Origin of the sequence: Pseudomonas sp. SM4, from assembly GCF_051913165.1 — a bacterium.
Classification (GTDB): Bacteria; Pseudomonadota; Gammaproteobacteria; order Pseudomonadales; family Pseudomonadaceae; genus Aquipseudomonas.
Genome location: NZ_JBODOE010000011.1, coordinates 228,586 through 246,197 on the forward strand (window position 1 = coordinate 228,586; position 17,612 = coordinate 246,197).

Below are 17,612 nucleotides of genomic sequence, written 5' to 3' on the forward strand. Positions count from 1 at the left end.
GAAAAGTGCCTGCTCATTATTGTTTTAATGTCACCAGCCGCCGGACGATCCACCGCCGCCGAAACTGCCCCCGCCGCCGCTGAAGCCCCCGCCGCCACCGCCACCGCCAAAACCGCCACCACCAAAGCCGCCGCCTCCGCCACCACCGCCACGGCCGGCGGGAAGGATACCGAGCATCTGGAAGACAAACACCGCCAGGATGAACAGCATCAGCAAAAATACGAACAATCCGGGATGGCGCGAGATGAAATCATCGGAAGGATCACCACTTGATTCATACACCGTCGACGGCTCGTCCAGCGGATTGCCGCCGAGCACCACCAACATCGCCGCGACGCCGTCGCTGATGCCTTTGCTGAAGTTGCCGGTCTTGAACGCAGGCGTGATCACTTGATGGATGATCACCGACGTTTGCGCATCGGTGAGTCGATCTTCCAGGCCATAACCGACTTCAATGCGCAGTTTGCGCTCGTCACGGGCGACGATCAGCAGCGCGCCGTTGTTCTTATCCTTCTGGCCGATGGCCCAGTGCCGACCGAGCTGAACACCGAAATCCTCGATGGTGGTGCCCTGCAGATTGGGCAGCGTGACCACCACCAATTGCTCGCCGGTCGCCTGTTCGTGGGCCTGCAACTGCTGATTCAATTGCGCACGCACCGACGGCTCGATCATCTGCGCGTCGTCCACCACCCGCCCGCTCAGCGCCGGGAACGTCAACTCGGCCCGGGCGCTGAGGGCAAATACCCACAACACCAACACCAGCCCCATCTTCAACACACGCATAAATATCCCCACCGCCCCCCTGTAGGAGCTGCCGCAGGCTGCGATCTTTTGATCTTGATTTTAAAAACCAACGTCAAAAGATCGCAGCCTGCGGCAGCTCCTACACAGGGGTTCTCAGAATTTCACTTCCGGGGCCTTTTCCGCACCGGGTGTGGTGGCTTCAAAGGTTTCGCGGATCGGCAGGTCGCTGTACATCACGCTGTGCCAGAGGCGACCGGGGAAGGTGCGGATTTCGGTGTTGTATTTCTGCACCGCCAGAATGAAATCGCGGCGCGCCACGGCGATGCGGTTTTCCGTGCCCTCAAGTTGCGATTGCAGGGCGAGGAAGTTCTGGTTGGCCTTCAGATCCGGGTAGCGCTCGGAGACCACCATCAACCGGCTCAACGCACCGGTCAGTTGATCCTGTGCCTGCTGGAACTGCTTGAGCTTCTCGGGATTGTCGAGGGTGCTGGCGTCGACCTGAATCGAAGTGGCCTTGGCCCGCGCCTCGATCACCGCCGTCAGGGTTGCTTCCTCATGCTTGGCGTAGCCCTTCACCGTTTCCACCAGGTTGGGGATCAGGTCGGCGCGGCGCTGGTACTGGTTCTGCACTTGGCCCCACGCCGCTTTGGCCTGCTCGTCGAGGGTCGGGATGTTGTTGATGCCGCACGCCGTCAGCAATGTGGCCATGACCAGTAACGTGGCGACCTGCAAGCGCGAGCGGTAGGTTGGGCTGACATTCATCAGAGTGATGCTCCCTGGCACATTGGATTAAAAATCCGGTGGAGAAACATTCGCGACCGGCTCTTGGGGCATAATCGGCCGCGCCACTGGATTGGTACGGGTTAATGGGCTAAAAAGTGCCCTGCGCGATCACGCTGCCGAGGCTCGGCGGTCGTTTTTGGCTCGGTGTTTTCGAGCTTGCACCCGAACAACAATAGTCGCTCCCTAAATTTTGGCTGGCCGGTGTTGCATTGCCGTTTGTGCCCTAGAGAAAAATATTCATGAAGAAGCTGTGTTTGCTGGGTCTGTTCGTCAGCCTGGCCAGTCATCAAGTATTGGCCGCCACGACCCCGGTACCCCTGGAAAACAAGGACGCGTTCATCAGCAACCTGATGAACCAGATGACCCTCGATGAAAAGATCGGCCAGTTACGCCTGATCAGCATCGGCCCGGAGATGCCCCGCGAGCTGATCCGCAAAGAGATCGCCGCCGGCAACATCGGTGGCACGTTCAACTCGATCACCCGCCCGGAAAACCGCCCGATGCAGGACGCCGCCATGCGCAGCCGTCTGAAGATCCCGATGTTTTTCGCCTATGACGTGATCCACGGTCACCGCACAATTTTCCCGATCCCGCTGGCCCTCGCGTCGAGCTGGGACATGGACGCCATCGGCCAGTCCGGCCGCGTCGCCGCCAAGGAAGCCGCCGCCGACAGCCTCGACATCACCTTCGCGCCGATGGTCGATATCTCCCGCGACCCGCGCTGGGGCCGCAGCTCCGAAGGTTTCGGTGAAGACACCTACCTGACCTCGCGCATCGCCGGCGTCATGGTGCGCGCCTATCAAGGCGCCACCCCGAGCGCGGCCGACAGCATCATGGCCAGCGTCAAACACTTCGCCCTGTATGGCGCGGTTGAAGGCGGTCGTGACTACAACACCGTCGACATGAGCCCGGTGAAGATGTACCAGGATTACCTGCCGCCGTACCGCGCCGCGATTGATGCCGGCGCCGGTGGCGTGATGGTTGCGCTGAACTCGATCAACGGCATTCCGGCCACGGCCAACACTTGGCTGATGAACGATCTGCTGCGCCGCGACTGGGGCTTCAAAGGCCTGGCGGTCAGCGACCACGGCGCGATCTTCGAACTGATCAAGCACGGTGTCGCCCGCGACGGTCGTGAAGCGGCGAAGCTGGCGATCAAGGCCGGCATCGACATGAGCATGAACGACACCCTCTATGGCAAAGAACTGCCGGGGCTGCTCAAGGCCGGCGAGATCGAACAGAAAGACATCGACAACGCCGTGCGCGAAGTGCTCGCCGCCAAGTACGACATGGGCCTGTTCAAGGACCCGTACTTGCGCATCGGCAAGGCTGAAGATGATCCGGCCGACACCTACGCCGAAAGCCGCCTGCACCGCGCCGAGGCCCGCGAAGTCGCGCGTCGCAGCCTGGTGTTGCTGAAGAATCAGAACGAAACCCTGCCACTGAAAAAAGACGCGAAAGTCGCACTGGTCGGCCCGCTGGCCAAAGCGCCGATCGACATGATGGGCAGTTGGGCCGCAGCAGGTAAACCGACGCAATCGGTGACCCTGTTCGACGGCATGAGCTCGGTGATCGGCAACAAGTCGAACCTGATCTACGCCCGTGGCGCCAACATCACCAACGACAAGAAAGTGCTGGATTACCTGAACTTCCTCAACTTCGATGCCCCGGAAGTGGTCGATGACCCGCGTCCGGCCAACGTGCTGATCGACGAAGCAGTGAAAGCCGCCAAGGACGCTGACGTGATCGTTGCCGCCGTCGGCGAGTCCCGTGGCATGTCCCACGAATCGTCCAGCCGTACCGACCTGAACATCCCGGAAAACCAGCGTGAGCTGATCCGCGCACTCAAGGCCACCGGCAAACCGCTGGTGCTGGTACTGATGAACGGCCGTCCGCTGACCATTCTCGAAGAGAACCAGTCGGCTGATGCGATTCTGGAAACCTGGTTCAGCGGCACCGAGGGCGGCAACGCCATCGCCGACGTGCTGTTCGGCGACTACAACCCGTCGGGCAAACTGCCGGTGACCTTCCCGCGTTCCGTGGGCCAGATCCCGACCTACTACAACCACCTGAGCATTGGCCGGCCGTTCACGCCGGGCAAACCGGGCAACTACACCTCGCAGTATTTCGATGACACCACCGGGCCGCTGTTCCCGTTCGGTTATGGCCTGAGCTACACCCATTTCGCCCTGAGCGACATGGCGCTGTCGTCGACCACGCTGAACGCCACTGGCAAACTCGACGCCAGCGTCATGCTGAAAAACACCGGCAAGCGTGACGGCGAAACCGTGGTGCAGCTGTACATTCAGGATGTCACCGGTTCGATGATCCGCCCGGTGAAAGAGCTGAAGAACTTCCAGAAAATCATGCTCAAGGCCGGCGAACAGAAAGTCGTGCACTTCACCATCAGCGAGGATGACCTGAAGTTCTACAACGCCCAGCTCAAATACGCGGCGGAGCCTGGCAAGTTCAACGTACAGATCGGCCTGGATTCGCAGGACGTGACGCAGCAGAGCTTCGAACTGCTGTAACAGCAGCAACACTGCAAAACCTGTGGGAGCTGGCTTGCCAGCGATGGCGGCCTAACAGTCAATTGATATGTTGAATGTGACGGCCTCATCGCTGGCAAGCCAGCTCCCACAAAGTTTTTTGGTGTGACCGCTACCCGCGGCGATCGAGGATGTTGACGACCACCCGATCCACCCAGCCCCAGATCCGCTGTTTTACCCGCCGCCACAACGGCCGGCGCTGCCACTCCTCCAGACTCACCCGCTGACTCAGCCCGAAGTCCTTCACAAAACTCGCCTGCACCGCTGCCGTCAACGACGGATCCAGCGCCTCCAGATTCGCCTCCAGATTGAAGCGCAGGTTCCAGTGATCGAAGTTGCACGAGCCGATGCTCACCCAATCGTCCACCAGGACCATTTTCAAATGCAAAAAGCACGGCTGATATTCGAAGATCTGCACCCCGGCCTTGAGCAGTCGCGGGTAGTAGCGATGTCCGGCATAACGCACCGACGGGTGATCGGTGCGCGGCCCGGTCAGTAGCAAACGTACATCGACACCGCGCGCAGCAGCCTTGCGCAGGGAGCGGCGGATTTTCCAGGTTGGCAGGAAATACGGCGTGGCCATCCAGATGCGTTTTTGCCCACTGTTCAATGCACGGAACAACGATTGCAGAATGTCGCGATGCTGGCGGGCATCGGCATACGCCACGCGGCCCATGCCCTCGCCCTTGTCCGGTACGCGCGGTAATCGCGGCAGACCGAAATGCGCGGCCGGGCGCCAGGCGCGGCGATAGCGGTTGGCGATCCACTGACGATCAAACAGCAATTGCCAGTCGATCACCAACGGCCCGCTGATCTCGACCATCACTTCGTGCCATTCGCTGGTGTCATGGCCCGGCGTCCAGAACTCGTCGGTGACGCCGGTGCCGCCGACCACCGCCAGACGCTGATCGACCAGCAGCAATTTGCGGTGATCGCGGTAGAAATTGCCGACCCAGCGCCGCCAGTTCAGCCGATTGTAGAAACGCAGTTCCACCCCGGCATGGGTCAGGCGCTGGCGCAGATTGAGGGTGAACGCGAGGCTGCCGTAATCGTCGAACAGGCAGCGCACGCGCACCCCACGTTCGGCCGCCAGCACCAGCGCTTGCACGATGGTTTCGGCACAAGCGCCGGCCTCTACCAGATACAGCTCAAGCTCGATCTGCTCCTGCGCGCCAGCGATCTGCTCAAGCATGCGCGGAAAGAATTGCGGGCCGTCGATCAACAGTTCGAACCGGTTGCCGTCACGCCATGGGAACACCGCGCCGCGCATGTCAGCGCGCCGTGAAAATCAGCACCGCACCCACCGGCACCGACAGACTGATGGCCGACAGGTCGGCGAGTTTGCGCAGGCTTTCCAGGCCCGGCGCCAAGTCAAAATCTTCGGCGTTGATCACCAGCGGTTCCAGGGTGACCACCTGAAAGCGTCGATCATCGAGCCGCGTCGCCAGCAATTCGGCGGGGTATTCGTGTTGTTTGCCATGCAGGTTGACGGTCAGCGGCAGGCGCAATTCCAGCTGCGCGCCGGGGGCCAGATCGTTGATCGGGCGCAGGTCGATCTGGGTGGTGATGGTCGCTTCGGGAAATTGCTCGATCTGGAACAGCTCCTTGCGCATGCGCTCATCGCGCAGCGGGATGCCGCTGTTGATCGAGTCCAGCTCGACTTCGACTTCGGCGCGACCGTCGGGATCGACCTTGCCGTGCAGCACCAGAAAGCGTTGCACTTCGGAAATGTGGGCATTTTTCGTGCTGACGAACGACAGCCGCGACGACTCGCCGTCCAGATACCAATTGGCCTGCGCCGGCAGCGCGATGGCAGCCAGCAGCAGGCTGGACAGGGTTGCACAGAGGGAGCGGTTGAACATTGAGGACTCGTGGGGCCGATAAACCTGCACGAACCTTAACTGGCTGGGGCGTTATTGCAAACTTTCACAGAGCTTCCGCTGATTTCCCTGGGTAAGGGGGATCCTGTGGCGATGGGATTTATCCCCGCTGGGCTGCGAAGCGGCCCCTTGCGGTGTGTCATTGAAACCCTACATTCAGGATTTGCGACTGCTGCGCAGCCGAGCGGGGATAAATCCCCTCGCCACAAAAACACCCTAAACCTCCAAAATCCATTCACCGCAAACATCGGCATTCAGCGCACGCAAACTCAGACGCAGAACCGCCTGCTGCGGAATGACGTTGGCCGCCTCCCCCGCTTGCAGTGCGCCGACGGTAACCACCGCTGCCTGCTGCGTATCAATGTTGCGCGCGACCACAGTTTGCAGCGCCATCACCACAATCGCCGCAGCCACCAGCGGATCGACCGTCAGGTGCGGCATCGAGCCGTGGCCGCCGACGCCTTCGATGACCACGTTGAGCAAGTCCTGCGAAGCCATCATCGGCCCTTCGCGAAAGCCCAGATGCCCGGCAGGCAGGCCCGGCATGTTGTGCATGCCGAACAATGCATCGCACGGGAAGCGTTCAAGCAGGCCAGAATGTGCTGATGTCGGGGCATGACGGTTCTCCTCGCGCGGGTGTTCCCGGTCTTGTTGTTTGCAATGAATTCACGACACGTTGGAAGGCAGGTCGTGCTCACTGCCAGATAACCGCGAGACGCGCGCGAGGACAATCGAATGGGGTTCCACAGAGTGGACCCCGAGATCTTCTGGCTCTGCGAACACCTTGTGAACCGACACAAACCCTGTGGGAGCTGGCTTGCCAGCGATAGCGTCGGCACAGGCGATATTTTTTGACTGACACACCGCCATCGCTGGCAAGCCAGCTCCCACAGGGTTCTCTATTTACAGGGTTAAGATGATGCCCCTTGGATCAGGGATTGAGGCGGCAGCCCTGGCGTTCGCTTTGCCATTGGGCGCGGTGGCTGCGGCCCATGCCGCTGACGGTGATGGTTTTGCTGGCGGGGTCATCGCTGAACTGGCTAATCGGCAACCACTGTTTTACGTAGCCACGGCAGTATTCGGCGTCGTTGTTCATCACGTAGCGGCACGAGCAATATTCCTTGGCGGTGTAGGCGCTGATGATGTCCGGGAAGGCCCACACATTTTCACGCTCGTAGACAATCCAGCCGAGCAGAAGAACCAGCAGCAACAGCAAAAAGCGCTTCATGGCCGCACCGCCTTCAGCACGCGCTTGAGCAACTCGTTATGACGGTAGCTGCCATCGCGATCATCGCCATAACGGACGATCACCAGTTTCTCGCTGGGAATCACATACAGCGCCTGCCCCCAATGGCCGAGGGCAGCAAAGGTATCGAGCGGCGCATCGGGCCACGGTGATGCCGCGCCATCTACCGCACGATTGAGCCACCACTGCCCGCCGGGCACGGCTTCGTCCTGATGGGCCTGGTAACCGGCGAACGGTTTCAGGTTGAACCCGAGCCAATCCTTGGGCAGCAACTGCTGGGCATCCCAACGCCCGTCGCGGGCCATCAACAGCCCGACTCGCGCCAGATCCCGTGCGGTGAGATAGGCGTAAGACGAAGCGACAAAAGTACCCGTCGCATCGGTTTCCCACACGGCGTGGTGGATGCCCAAAGGCTCAAACAGCGCTGTCCACGGATAGTCGGGATAACGCTGCGGGCCGACGATGTTTTTCAATGCGGCGGCGAGCAGATTGCTGTCGCCACTGGAGTAACGGAAGGCCTGCCCCGGCGCAGCGTAGCTGTCTTGTTCGGCAGTGAACGCGGCCATGTCGCGATGACCACGGGTGTAGAGCATCGCCACTACCGAGGATTTTAGCGGCGCGTATTCGTAGTCTTCCTGCCAATCGATACCTGAAGCCCAATGCAGCAGATCGGCGAGTTTGATGTCCGGGTGTTTTGCCAGCGGCGGGTAAAACTTTACGGCCGGGTCTTCGAGTTTGAACAGGCCTTCGCCGTACGCCACACCGAGCACGGTGGCCATCAGGCTTTTGCTGATCGACCAGGTCAGGTGCGGGGTGTGTTCGGTGGTCGCGCCGGCGTAGTGTTCGTAGATGATCTGGCCGTCGCGGATGATCAGCAAGGCGTCGGTGCGGATGCCTTGGCGGGTGGTGTCGTCGCGGGGTGGGAAGGCGTAACTTTCCAGCGCTTCAGTATTGGTGATTGTCGCGCCAGTCGGCCATTGCTCACCGGGCCATGGTTCGGCCTGAACGGTGCAGCTGATCAACAGTAGAAACAGCGACAGGCCTTTGCACATGGTGAAGTCTCGGCAGACAAGTGTGCTGATCCTAGCCCGGAAAAATGACAATCTGCCCTGTAGGAGCTGCCGCAGGCTGCGATCTTTTGACGTTGTTTTTGAAAGACAAGATCAAAGGATCGCAGCCTGCGGCAGCTCCTACAGGGGACGTTGAAAAGCTTTGGCCAGGCGTTTGGCTCGGGCGGCGGAGGCCAACCGCATCACTCCTTGATCGCGCTGCCACATCATCGCCCACTCCGGATTACCGTCGCACAACGCCTGACTCACCTCGCCCTCCAGCGAATCAAACTGCGCAAACAACCCACCCAACAACACATGCCCGGCCGGATTGTTCGGCGGTTGCCGACTCGCCTCCGCACACCCGGCCAACAGCGCCAGCAAGCGCAATTGCAGCGCTTGCGGCCAATCGCTGTCCCGCCCGACGCCATACAGCCACGCGGTCATCGCGCTCAACACATAGACATCTTCAAGGGTACGGAACGGTTTCACATAAGCGTCCCAACCATCCCCCGCCAACAACTCACACTGCGCGCCATCGAGCAGCAACCGCCCATGACTGATGTCCGGCATCAACGGCAGCGCCGGCAGTTTTTCCACGCTCACGCCAGGCTCGCCGGGGTAGACCACGGCCAGACTCAGACGCGGACTTTCGCCGGGTTCTTCACTGCGCGCGGCAATCAACAGCCAGTCCGCCGCATCGCCGGCGGTGACGAAATCCTTGCGTCCGCTCAGGCGCAAATCGCTCAGCCGCGTTTGCATATCCGCCGGGCGCAGGCTGCGCTGTTCGGTCGCACACAACGCACCGAGGCTCAGCGGCGCGCTCGGCCACAGCATGCGCAATGCCGCCTGATAACCGACCAGAAATGCCAGCCCCGGCGTCGCCATCCGCCGCCCACCGGCGACCGCCAATTCGAACGGTGTGACGTTGCCCAGTTGCTGCAACAACGTCGCGAAACCCTCGGCCAGGTCAGCAACGGCGGGCAATCGTTCACGGCTGTGCAGCAGATCTGGCCAGGGCATAAGAGGCTCCTTGTGGGCTGTCATATAAGCATCACCGAACGTTCATGGCGATGACACCGGGGCTACATAGCCTGACTTTGCACAACACGGCTGCATAAAGAAAGTCGATCGGCTGCAACCCACGACGGGTTCAAGGCCCGTACGGAGATTCACATGACTCAGATCGCCCGCATCAGCGACACCGGCAATGAACGCCGCCTGCAAGCCGAACGCCTGATCGGCGCCGAGGCCTTGCAGCAAGCCCAAGCCTTGCGCTTCAACGTCTTCAGCGGCGAGTTCAACGCCAAGCTGAAAGGCGCGGAACTGGGCCTGGACATGGATGATTATGATGTTCACTGCAGCCACATCGGCGTGCGTGATTTGAACACCGGCCGCTTGGTGGCGACCACGCGTCTGCTCGATCACACCGCCGCCAGCAGCCTCGGCAAGTTCTACAGCGAAGAAGAATTCAGCCTGCATGGCCTGGCGCATCTGCAAGGTCCGATCCTCGAAATCGGCCGCACCTGCGTCGACCCGGCGTACCGCAACGGTGGCACCATTGCAGTGTTGTGGGGCGAGTTGGCCGAGGTGTTGAATCAGGGCGGCTACAGCTATCTGATGGGTTGCGCGAGCATTCCGATGCAGGACGGCGGCGTTCAGGCGCACGCGATCATGCAGCGCCTGCGCGAACGCTATCTGTGCACCGAACACCTGCGCGCCGAGCCGAAGAAACCGCTGCCGACGCTGGATATTCCATCGAACGTGATCGCGGAAATGCCGCCGCTGCTCAAGGCCTATATGCGTCTGGGCGCGAAGATCTGCGGCGAGCCATGCTGGGACGAAGATTTCCAGGTCGCCGACGTGTTCATCCTGCTCAAGCGCGACGAACTCTGCCCGCGCTACGCCAAGCACTTCAAGGCGGCCGTGTGATGAGCCGGCTGCGGGTGTACGCGCGGATCGCGCGGGTGCTGCTGGTGGTCTCGCTCGGTTTGACCATGGCCAGCGTGTTCGGCGTGTTCGAACGCATTGGTCTGGCGCATTCGATGGAGCGGCGTCAGCGCTGGTCGCGTTTTTTCATGGCACGCCTGAGCAACGCCCTGCCCTTTCGCATGACCGTGCTCGGCGAGCTGCCGAAGCAACCGATGTTGTGGGTCAGCAATCATGTGTCGTGGACGGACATTCCGTTGCTCGGCATGCTCACGCCGCTGTCGTTTCTGTCCAAGGCTGAAGTGCGCACCTGGCCGGTGGCCGGTTGGCTGGCCGCGAAGGCCGGCAGCCTGTTCATCCGTCGCGGTTCGGGCGACAGCCAGTTGATCAGGAAGCAGATGACCCGTCACCTGCAAACCGCTCACCCGCTGCTGATGTTCCCGGAAGGCACCACCACCGATGGCCGCTCACTGCGTACCTTTCATGGTCGCTTGCTGGCGGCGGCGATTGATTCCGAGGTGATGCTGCAACCGGTGGCGATTCGTTATCTGCGTAACGGCGAGATCGATGCGCTGGCGCCGTTCATTGGCGACGATGATCTGCTCTCGCACCTGATGCGCCTGTTCAGCAACGATTGCGGGGATGTCGAAGTTCACCTGCTCAAGCCAATTGCCTGTCAGGGTCGCGAACGTGCGGCGCTGGCGTTCGAGGCGCAGCAGGCGGTGCAGAAGGCGTTGTTTGGATCGATCCCGGAAACCCGACAATCACCCATGCGCCCTGCAATCGCTGCCTGAAAATACAAACTCTGAAATCACCCTAAGACCCTGTGGGAGCTGGCTTGCCAGCGATAGCGGCAGACCAGTCGACATCTAAGCTGGATGTGCCGCCGCCATCGCTGGCAAGCCAGCTCCCACAGGGATTCAGGTTGTCTGAGAGAGTTGAGAAAAGTGCTGGAGATGCGGGTAGAAGAGCCGGAAGTCTTCACTCAGCGGCTCATACAACCGCCGCAATTCCTGCATCGCCCCCGCCAGCTCTTCTGGCCGGCTCAAGCGCCGCGAGATCCCGCGCAACACCTGCTCCAGCACTTCAAATTCCTGGTACGAACCCAACCAGTCATTAGCGACCATGTGCGGCGCAATCTTCGCCAGTCGCTCGGGCAACTGCTGCTCATGGGTGAGTACCCGATAAACGTCTGCGGTGAAGATCTCCAGCGGTTGATCGGCGTACAACCGCCAGTCTCGCGCCAAACAGTGATCGAAAAACACATCGAGCACGATTCCCGCATAACGCCGCCGCGTATCGGTAAACCGCCCCAAGGCGATGTCCACCAGCGGATGGCGATCGGTAAACACGTCAATCCGTCGATGCAATTGAATCGCCGCTTCCACCTCCGGCGCAAACTGCCCTTGCAACCGACCTTTGACGAAGTCGCCATAGAGGCTGCCGAGCAGTTGACCGGGGCGCTGGCCACCGAGGTGTAAATGTGCGAGATAGTTCATGGGCGCAGCTTAGCACCGCGCCCTGCAATCGACACCTCACCATATCGTTATAACCCGATATACCGATTTATGCGCTCATCAGACCAAAATCATATTGGTATATCGCGAAATACCGATTTAAAGTTCGCCTCATCGCGATATAGCGTTGTACTCAACCGAGCACCCTGCCATGAACCTTGACCTCGACGAAATAATAAAAGCCCTGGCGCACCCAGTACGGCGAGACATCCTCAACTGGCTGAAAGACCCGAAAGCCGAGTTTCCGGAACAGTTGCACAACCACGAGTACGGCATCTGCGCCGGACAGATCGATCAGCGCTGCGGCCTGTCGCAGTCGACCGTTTCTGCCCACCTCGCGACGTTGCAACGCGCGGGACTGATCAGCAGCCAGAAGGCCGGGCAGTGGCATTTTTTCAAACGTAACGAGGACGTGATTCAGGCGTTCCTCAGCACCCTCAGTAAAGAGCTCTGACCCTTAACGTCAGCCAGCCGACAAGGAAACACGCATGCCCCTCTCGCTACTCATCCTCGCCTTGAGCGCCTTCGCCATCGGCACTACCGAATTCGTCATCATGGGCCTGTTGCCCGATGTCGCGGCTGACCTCGGTGTGTCGATCCCCGGCGCCGGCTGGCTGGTGACCGGTTACGCCCTGGGCGTGGCTATCGGCGCGCCATTCATGGCCATGGCCACCGCCAAACTGCCGCGTAAAGCGGCACTGGTCGCGTTGATGGGCATCTTTATTGTCGGCAACCTGCTCTGTGCCATGGCCAGTGATTACAACGTGCTGATGTTCGCCCGAGTGATCACCGCGCTGTGTCACGGTGCGTTCTTCGGCATCGGTTCGGTGGTGGCGGCCAATCTGGTACCGGCCAACAAGCGTGCATCGGCGGTGGCCTTGATGTTCACCGGTCTGACTTTGGCCAACGTGCTTGGCGTGCCGTTGGGCACTGCGCTGGGTCAGCAATACGGCTGGCGCTCGACCTTCTGGGCGGTGACCGTGATTGGTGTGATTGCGCTGATCGGCCTGATCCGCTTCCTGCCAGCCAAGCGCGATGAGGAAAAACTCGACATGCGCGCCGAACTCGCCGCCCTCAAAGGCGCCGGGATCTGGTTGTCGCTGAGCATGACCGCACTGTTCGCCGCCTCCGTCTTCACCCTGTTCACCTACGTCGCGCCGTTGCTCGGCGAAGTCACCGGCGTGTCGCCGCGTGGCGTGACCTGGACGCTGATGCTGATCGGCCTGGGCCTGACCGTCGGCAACATCATCGGCGGCAAGCTCGCCGACAAAGGCATGGCCGCCACGCTGATCGGCGTATTCATCGCCATGGCCGTGGTCTCCACCGTGCTGACCTGGACCAGCGTCGCGCTGATCCCGACTGAAATCACTCTGTTCCTCTGGGCCACCGCGTGTTTCGCCGCCGTGCCTGCACTGCAAGTCAACGTGGTGACCTTCGGCAAAGCTGCACCGAACCTGGTCTCGACCCTGAACATCGGCGCCTTCAACGTCGGCAACGCCCTCGGCGCCTGGGTCGGCGGCAGCGTCATCGCCCACGGCTATGGCCTGACCAGCGTGCCACTCGCGGCCGCCGCCCTGGCAGTGCTCGCCCTGCTGGTGACCCTGATTACTTTCCGTCAGAACGGCAATACCGATCTGGCCCCCGCTACTCACTGATTAACTTTCACCTACGAGGGTTGTAGACATGGCAACTATTTTCGATCCAATCAAACTCGGCGACGTCCAGCTGGCCAACCGCATCATCATGGCTCCACTGACCCGCTGCCGCGCCGATGAAGGCCGCGTACCGAATGCGTTGATGGCTGAATATTATGTACAGCGCGCCTCCGCCGGCCTGATCCTCAGCGAAGCCACTTCGGTGACGCCGATGGGCGTGGGCTACCCGGACACCCCGGGCATCTGGTCCAACGATCAAGTGCGCGGCTGGGCCAACGTGACCAAAGCCATTCACGGCGCTGGCGGCAAGATTTTCCTGCAACTGTGGCACGTCGGTCGCGTCTCGCACCCCTCGTACCTCAACGGTGAAGCGCCGGTTGCCCCGAGCGCCATTCAGCCAAAAGGTCACGTCAGCCTGGTTCGCCCGATGGCCGACTACCCAACACCACGTGCACTGGAAACCGCTGAAATCGCCGACATCGTCGACGCCTACCGCACCGGCGCCGAGAACGCCAAAGCCGCCGGTTTTGACGGCGTGGAAATCCACGGCGCCAACGGCTACCTGCTCGACCAGTTCCTGCAAAGCAGCACCAACCAGCGCACCGACAACTACGGTGGCTCTTTGGAAAACCGTGCGCGTCTATTGCTGGAAGTGACTGACGCAGCGATCGAAGTCTGGGGTGCCGGCCGTGTCGGTGTGCACCTGGCACCGCGCGCCGACTCCCACGACATGGGTGACGACAACCTGGCCGAAACCTTCACCTACGTCGCACGTGAATTGGGCAAACGCGGCATCGCGTTCATCTGCTCCCGTGAGAAAGAAGGCGCCGACAGCCTCGGCCCGCAACTGAAAGAAGCCTTCGGCGGTCCGTACATCGCCAACGAGAAATTCACCAAAGACAGCGCCAACGCATGGTTGGCCAGCGGCAAGGCTGACGCTGTGGCGTTTGGCGTACCGTTCATTGCCAACCCGGATCTGCCGGCTCGCTTGCAGGCCGATGCGCCGTTGAATGAAGCGCGCCCGGAGTTGTTCTACGCTAAAGGCCCGGTGGGTTATATCGACTACCCGACGCTGTAAGCCGTACTACGAAAAAAACAAAAGCCCCGACGTGTAAACGTCGGGGCTTTTTTATTAGCCTCCCTCCATGCAACTTACCACTGTATACATAACGGGCAATCATTCTACATATCCGCAAATACAAGCCCGAATGAACTTCCTGTTGATGACTGATAGTTTTATTCAAACATCAAAAGGAGCTGCACCATGGAAGGTAATACCGGTATCAACATTGATGACTACGAAGATTTCGAAGAATACGAAATCATTGAGCAGGTCGACCTCGCTTCGGTGAATTCGACACTGGTGTTTGCACTGGCACAGATCAACCCGTTCGCCGCGGCTATTCTGCAGACTGCCCTGGCGGGCCTTTCTCCTGAGAAAGTGCTCGCCCTCGAGGATAAATCACAGATCCCTGCGGCCCTCCTCGACCACTTCAAGCAGGCCAATGATGCGGAACAGGATGAATGGAACAGCATTTCGCGCATTGGCTCTTATACGAGCATCCTGTTCAACATTTATAACAACACCAACGAAGTGTTCACATTGCGCCATGCCAACTGGGACCACAGCCGCGTAGCCACTTCCGACTTCGACATTGAGCCCATGCAAACCATGAGCTTTACTTTGCGCCACGAAATACCGGTGGTTAAAGTCAGTTCAAAAACCAAAGGCCCGACAACGATCAATCATGGTTTCTCGTATGCAAGCGAGTCGTACGGTTTCGAGTTTTCGACGCTACTGAAACTCAAGAAAAAGTACTCTACGTTTTCGTTCTCGCCACCGACCATTCCTCATCGCGAGCATAAAGTCGCTTCGACGGGACGCAAGGCCTTGCGCTGCAGTTCGAAAATCTCGCGCGCGCTGCCGAATCGCCCTTACAGCTACGCGGTAGCCATCACACTGGGCTGACAGATCAACGACACTGACAGGTGCCTCGCAACGGGGCACTTTTGCATCGGCTGTTCGCGTATTGCCGCGCAAGCTGCCGGATGCGGCCCGTACGATCATATCCGGGCAACAATTTTCCTACAAAATAGCCCGGCATCCGGCTGTCAACGGACAAACCGAGCGTATATAAATGCACTCTTGCTCAACCCCACACGTGGTAAAACTCTGTTCACCTGCGAAGGCTGTCATTACTTTCATTTGCGCAGGCTCGGGCTCAGGCGCAGCATATCCAGTCCTGTATCGACCCAACGCTCGGCCTCGGCATGCAGCTCAAAGCTGTCCGGTGCCAGAAGCCAGCCATACAGGAGGCCATCGATATAAGCATGAATGCTGATGGCCGCACGGGCAGTGTCGAGATCTTCCGGCAACTGGCCGCGATTCACCGCATTACGCAAGGTCAGGCCGATACGCAGATTGCAATCGAGGCTGGCCGTCCGGCGCTGCTGGCGCAAATCGCACATTTCATCGGTGAATTCGCACTTATGAAACAGAATTTCGTTGATACGCCGGGTTTTCGGGTCCAGCGCAACTTGATGAAACAAATGAATCAGCAATTTGCGCATGCAGCCCAGCGGGTCGAGTTCGTCCTCGCTTTCACTGGCCTTGGCCAATTCATCCAGCGGCTCATGCAGGCTGTCGAGCATGGCCTGAACCAGGTCGGCCTTGTTGCTGAAATGCCAGTAGATCGCGCCGCGCGTCACGCCGGCCATGGTCGCGATGTCCGCCAGCGTCGTACGAGCGACACCCCTTTCATAAAAGGCTTTCTCCGCCGCTTCCAGAATCTGGCTGCGGGTTTCTTGAGCTTCCTCTTTGGTACGACGGACCATGGCAGTAAAACCTCAAACAGGATGTTTCAGGGATGGCTGAATATCCGCTGAATAAAGTGGGGGCGATCTCTCGTGAATCGGCTCCCCGGCCTACAATTTCAAACCTTGCGACGTGTTTTGTACCAGGGTGGGTACGACGCCAAGGTGTTTACAAACAACCATGAACGTAAGTATATTACTTAGCAAGCTACTTATCCACCCGGCATCATTTTTTTACCCTTCCACACTTCTTGTGCGCTTTTCGCGCGCCTGACCCGAGGATCTTCATGCAATTCAAGCCAGCTGTTACCGCTCTGGTCACTGCCGTCGCCCTGGCATCGCTGCTCAGCGGATGTAAAAAGGAAGAAGCGGCACCGGCCGCTCCGCCCCCTCAGGTCGGCGTCGTCACCCTGCAACCACAAGCGTTTACCCTCACTTCCGAGCTGCCAGGTCGCACCAGTGCGTTCCGCATCGCTGAAGTGCGTCCACAGGTCAACGGCATCATTCTCAAACGTCTGTTCAAGGAAGGCGGCGATGTCAAAGCCGGCCAGCAGCTGTATCAGATCGATCCGTCGGTCTATGAAGCGACCCTGAAAAGCGCCGAAGCCAACCTGCGTTCGACCAAGTCGATCTCCGACCGCTACAAGCAACTGGTCGATGAGCAGGCTGTCAGCCGCCAGGAATACGACACCGCCGTGTCCAACCGCATGGAATCGGAAGCGTCGTTGCAGACCGCGCAGATCAACGTGCGTTACACCAAGGTCTACGCGCCGATTTCCGGTCGCATTGGCCGTTCTTCGGTGACCGAAGGTGCGTTGGTCAGCAATGGTCAGACCGACGCGATGGCGACCATTCAGCAACTGGACCCGATCTACGTCGACGTCACCCAGTCCTCGGTTGAACTGCTGGAATTGCGCCGCGAGCTGGAAAGCGGTCGTCTGCAGAAGTCCGGCGAAAACTCGGCAGCGGTCAAACTGACCCTGGAAGACGGCAGCCAGTACAAGCTCGACGGTAAGCTGGAATTCTCCGAAGTCACGGTCGACCCGACTACCGGTTCGGTGACTCTGCGTGCGGTGTTCCCGAACCCGGATCACACCCTGCTGCCGGGCATGTTCGTCCGCGCCCAGTTGCAGGCCGGTGTCAACGCCGCGGCCATTCTGGCGCCGCAACAAGGTGTGACCCGCGACCTCAAAGGCACCCCGACCGCACTGGTCGTCGGCGCCGACAACAAGGTCGAGCTGCGTCAGCTCAAGGCCAGCCGCACCGTCGGCAGCCAGTGGCTGATTGAAGACGGCTTGAAGGCGGGCGATCGTCTGATCACCGAAGGCCTGCAATACGTGCGTCCAGGTGTTCAGGTCAACCCGACCGAAGCCACCAATGTCGGCAACAAGAACCCGGCCCCCGCTCAGCCAGCTGACAAAGCCGCTGGCGGCAAAGGGGAGTAAC

General features: G+C 60.0%; 17 protein-coding genes and 1 pseudogene. 8 read left to right on the top strand and 10 right to left on the bottom strand.

Annotated elements, in window-relative coordinates:
* Positions 1–30 precede the first annotated feature (30 nt).
* Both ACQ4MY_RS21195 and ACQ4MY_RS21200 read right to left on the bottom strand, forming a co-directional pair.
* Positions 31–783, bottom strand: coding sequence for a TPM domain-containing protein (locus tag ACQ4MY_RS21195; protein ID WP_440096363.1), 753 nt, complete (start codon positions 781–783; stop codon positions 31–33).
* A gap of 114 nt (positions 784–897) precedes the next feature.
* Entirely contained in the window at positions 898–1,506 is a 609-nt protein-coding gene (locus tag ACQ4MY_RS21200) for a LemA family protein (RefSeq protein ID WP_008080121.1), read from the bottom strand.
* A 260-nt stretch (positions 1,507–1,766) separates the two neighbouring features.
* Here ACQ4MY_RS21200 and bglX point away from each other — a divergent pair, with 260 nt between their 5' ends.
* The gene (gene bglX / locus ACQ4MY_RS21205) at positions 1,767–4,058 is read left to right on the top strand and encodes a beta-glucosidase BglX (RefSeq protein ID WP_440096364.1); all 2,292 of its coding nucleotides are present in this window, start codon (positions 1,767–1,769) and stop codon (positions 4,056–4,058) included.
* Between the two features lie 130 nt (positions 4,059–4,188).
* Here bglX and ACQ4MY_RS21210 read toward each other — a convergent pair whose 3' ends face one another.
* The 6 genes and pseudogenes from ACQ4MY_RS21210 to ACQ4MY_RS21235 all read right to left on the bottom strand — a co-directional run bounded on the left by ACQ4MY_RS21210 (position 4,189) and on the right by ACQ4MY_RS21235 (position 9,274).
* Positions 4,189–5,346, bottom strand: a complete 1,158-nt coding sequence (locus tag ACQ4MY_RS21210) for a phospholipase D-like domain-containing protein (protein ID WP_008080118.1) — start codon at positions 5,344–5,346, stop codon at positions 4,189–4,191.
* A gap of 1 nt (position 5,347) precedes the next feature.
* Positions 5,348–5,938 (bottom strand): YceI family protein, encoded by a 591-nt coding sequence (locus ACQ4MY_RS21215; protein ID WP_440096365.1) that lies wholly within the window; start codon positions 5,936–5,938, stop codon positions 5,348–5,350.
* A 261-nt stretch (positions 5,939–6,199) separates the two neighbouring features.
* Positions 6,200–6,553, bottom strand: a pseudogene (locus ACQ4MY_RS21220) (peptidase dimerization domain-containing protein); the annotation flags it as partial.
* Positions 6,554–6,887: 334 nt separating this feature from the next.
* Entirely contained in the window at positions 6,888–7,184 is a 297-nt protein-coding gene (locus ACQ4MY_RS21225; RefSeq protein WP_440096366.1) for an amidase, read from the bottom strand.
* Positions 7,181–8,254 carry a serine hydrolase domain-containing protein gene (locus ACQ4MY_RS21230; RefSeq protein ID WP_440096367.1) on the bottom strand — a complete coding sequence of 358 codons (1,074 nt, stop codon included), beginning with the start codon at positions 8,252–8,254 and terminating at the stop codon, positions 7,181–7,183. The genes ACQ4MY_RS21225 and ACQ4MY_RS21230 overlap by 4 nt, the downstream gene beginning before the upstream one ends.
* 138 nt (positions 8,255–8,392) lie before the next feature.
* Entirely contained in the window at positions 8,393–9,274 is an 882-nt protein-coding gene (locus ACQ4MY_RS21235; RefSeq protein ID WP_440096368.1) for an acyl-CoA dehydrogenase, read from the bottom strand.
* 153 nt (positions 9,275–9,427) lie between these two features.
* On the opposite strand from ACQ4MY_RS21235, the gene olsB reads away from it, so the two are divergent.
* Positions 9,428–10,183 (top strand): L-ornithine N(alpha)-acyltransferase, encoded by a 756-nt coding sequence (gene olsB / locus ACQ4MY_RS21240; RefSeq protein WP_008080112.1) that lies wholly within the window; start codon positions 9,428–9,430, stop codon positions 10,181–10,183.
* Complete coding sequence (locus tag ACQ4MY_RS21245) at positions 10,183–10,974, top strand: lysophospholipid acyltransferase family protein (protein WP_440096369.1); 792 nt, start codon at positions 10,183–10,185, stop codon at positions 10,972–10,974. The genes olsB and ACQ4MY_RS21245 overlap by 1 nt, the downstream gene beginning before the upstream one ends.
* A gap of 126 nt (positions 10,975–11,100) precedes the next feature.
* Here ACQ4MY_RS21245 and ACQ4MY_RS21250 read toward each other — a convergent pair whose 3' ends face one another.
* Positions 11,101–11,679 carry an ACP phosphodiesterase gene (locus ACQ4MY_RS21250; protein WP_440096370.1) on the bottom strand — a complete coding sequence of 193 codons (579 nt, stop codon included), beginning with the start codon at positions 11,677–11,679 and terminating at the stop codon, positions 11,101–11,103.
* Positions 11,680–11,848: 169 nt separating this feature from the next.
* On the opposite strand from ACQ4MY_RS21250, the gene ACQ4MY_RS21255 reads away from it, so the two are divergent.
* The 4 genes from ACQ4MY_RS21255 (at position 11,849) to ACQ4MY_RS21270 (ending at position 15,321) form a co-directional block, all read left to right on the top strand.
* Positions 11,849–12,151 (top strand): ArsR/SmtB family transcription factor, encoded by a 303-nt coding sequence (locus tag ACQ4MY_RS21255; RefSeq protein ID WP_008080109.1) that lies wholly within the window; start codon positions 11,849–11,851, stop codon positions 12,149–12,151.
* A 34-nt stretch (positions 12,152–12,185) separates the two neighbouring features.
* Positions 12,186–13,352, top strand: coding sequence for an MFS transporter (locus ACQ4MY_RS21260; RefSeq protein WP_008080108.1), 1,167 nt, complete (start codon positions 12,186–12,188; stop codon positions 13,350–13,352).
* Between the two features lie 28 nt (positions 13,353–13,380).
* Complete coding sequence (locus tag ACQ4MY_RS21265; RefSeq protein WP_440096371.1) at positions 13,381–14,430, top strand: alkene reductase; 1,050 nt, start codon at positions 13,381–13,383, stop codon at positions 14,428–14,430.
* A 186-nt stretch (positions 14,431–14,616) separates the two neighbouring features.
* Positions 14,617–15,321, top strand: a complete 705-nt coding sequence (locus ACQ4MY_RS21270; RefSeq protein ID WP_440096372.1) for a hypothetical protein — start codon at positions 14,617–14,619, stop codon at positions 15,319–15,321.
* A gap of 233 nt (positions 15,322–15,554) precedes the next feature.
* Here ACQ4MY_RS21270 and emhR read toward each other — a convergent pair whose 3' ends face one another.
* Complete coding sequence (emhR, locus tag ACQ4MY_RS21275) at positions 15,555–16,187, bottom strand: efflux system transcriptional repressor EmhR (protein WP_008080104.1); 633 nt, start codon at positions 16,185–16,187, stop codon at positions 15,555–15,557.
* Between the two features lie 266 nt (positions 16,188–16,453).
* Here emhR and ACQ4MY_RS21280 point away from each other — a divergent pair, with 266 nt between their 5' ends.
* Positions 16,454–17,611 (top strand): efflux RND transporter periplasmic adaptor subunit, encoded by a 1,158-nt coding sequence (locus tag ACQ4MY_RS21280; protein ID WP_440096373.1) that lies wholly within the window; start codon positions 16,454–16,456, stop codon positions 17,609–17,611.
* The last annotated feature ends 1 nt before the right edge of the window (position 17,612 follow it).

Coding starts and splice junctions, on each gene's coding strand:
- ACQ4MY_RS21225 (WP_440096366.1), bottom strand. CDS start 7,184: ATGAAGCGCTTTTTGCTGTTGCTGCTGGTTCTTCTGCTCGGCTGGATT.
- ACQ4MY_RS21265 (WP_440096371.1), top strand. CDS start 13,381: ATGGCAACTATTTTCGATCCAATCAAACTCGGCGACGTCCAGCTGGCC.
- ACQ4MY_RS21280 (WP_440096373.1), top strand. CDS start 16,454: ATGCAATTCAAGCCAGCTGTTACCGCTCTGGTCACTGCCGTCGCCCTG.
- ACQ4MY_RS21270 (WP_440096372.1), top strand. CDS start 14,617: ATGGAAGGTAATACCGGTATCAACATTGATGACTACGAAGATTTCGAA.
- ACQ4MY_RS21200 (WP_008080121.1), bottom strand. CDS start 1,506: ATGAATGTCAGCCCAACCTACCGCTCGCGCTTGCAGGTCGCCACGTTA.
- ACQ4MY_RS21215 (WP_440096365.1), bottom strand. CDS start 5,938: ATGTTCAACCGCTCCCTCTGTGCAACCCTGTCCAGCCTGCTGCTGGCT.
- ACQ4MY_RS21245 (WP_440096369.1), top strand. CDS start 10,183: ATGAGCCGGCTGCGGGTGTACGCGCGGATCGCGCGGGTGCTGCTGGTG.
- emhR (WP_008080104.1), bottom strand. CDS start 16,187: ATGGTCCGTCGTACCAAAGAGGAAGCTCAAGAAACCCGCAGCCAGATT.
- ACQ4MY_RS21230 (WP_440096367.1), bottom strand. CDS start 8,254: ATGTGCAAAGGCCTGTCGCTGTTTCTACTGTTGATCAGCTGCACCGTT.
- ACQ4MY_RS21260 (WP_008080108.1), top strand. CDS start 12,186: ATGCCCCTCTCGCTACTCATCCTCGCCTTGAGCGCCTTCGCCATCGGC.
- ACQ4MY_RS21195 (WP_440096363.1), bottom strand. CDS start 783: ATGCGTGTGTTGAAGATGGGGCTGGTGTTGGTGTTGTGGGTATTTGCC.
- ACQ4MY_RS21255 (WP_008080109.1), top strand. CDS start 11,849: ATGAACCTTGACCTCGACGAAATAATAAAAGCCCTGGCGCACCCAGTA.
- ACQ4MY_RS21235 (WP_440096368.1), bottom strand. CDS start 9,274: ATGCCCTGGCCAGATCTGCTGCACAGCCGTGAACGATTGCCCGCCGTT.
- bglX (WP_440096364.1), top strand. CDS start 1,767: ATGAAGAAGCTGTGTTTGCTGGGTCTGTTCGTCAGCCTGGCCAGTCAT.
- ACQ4MY_RS21210 (WP_008080118.1), bottom strand. CDS start 5,346: ATGCGCGGCGCGGTGTTCCCATGGCGTGACGGCAACCGGTTCGAACTG.
- ACQ4MY_RS21250 (WP_440096370.1), bottom strand. CDS start 11,679: ATGAACTATCTCGCACATTTACACCTCGGTGGCCAGCGCCCCGGTCAA.
- olsB (WP_008080112.1), top strand. CDS start 9,428: ATGACTCAGATCGCCCGCATCAGCGACACCGGCAATGAACGCCGCCTG.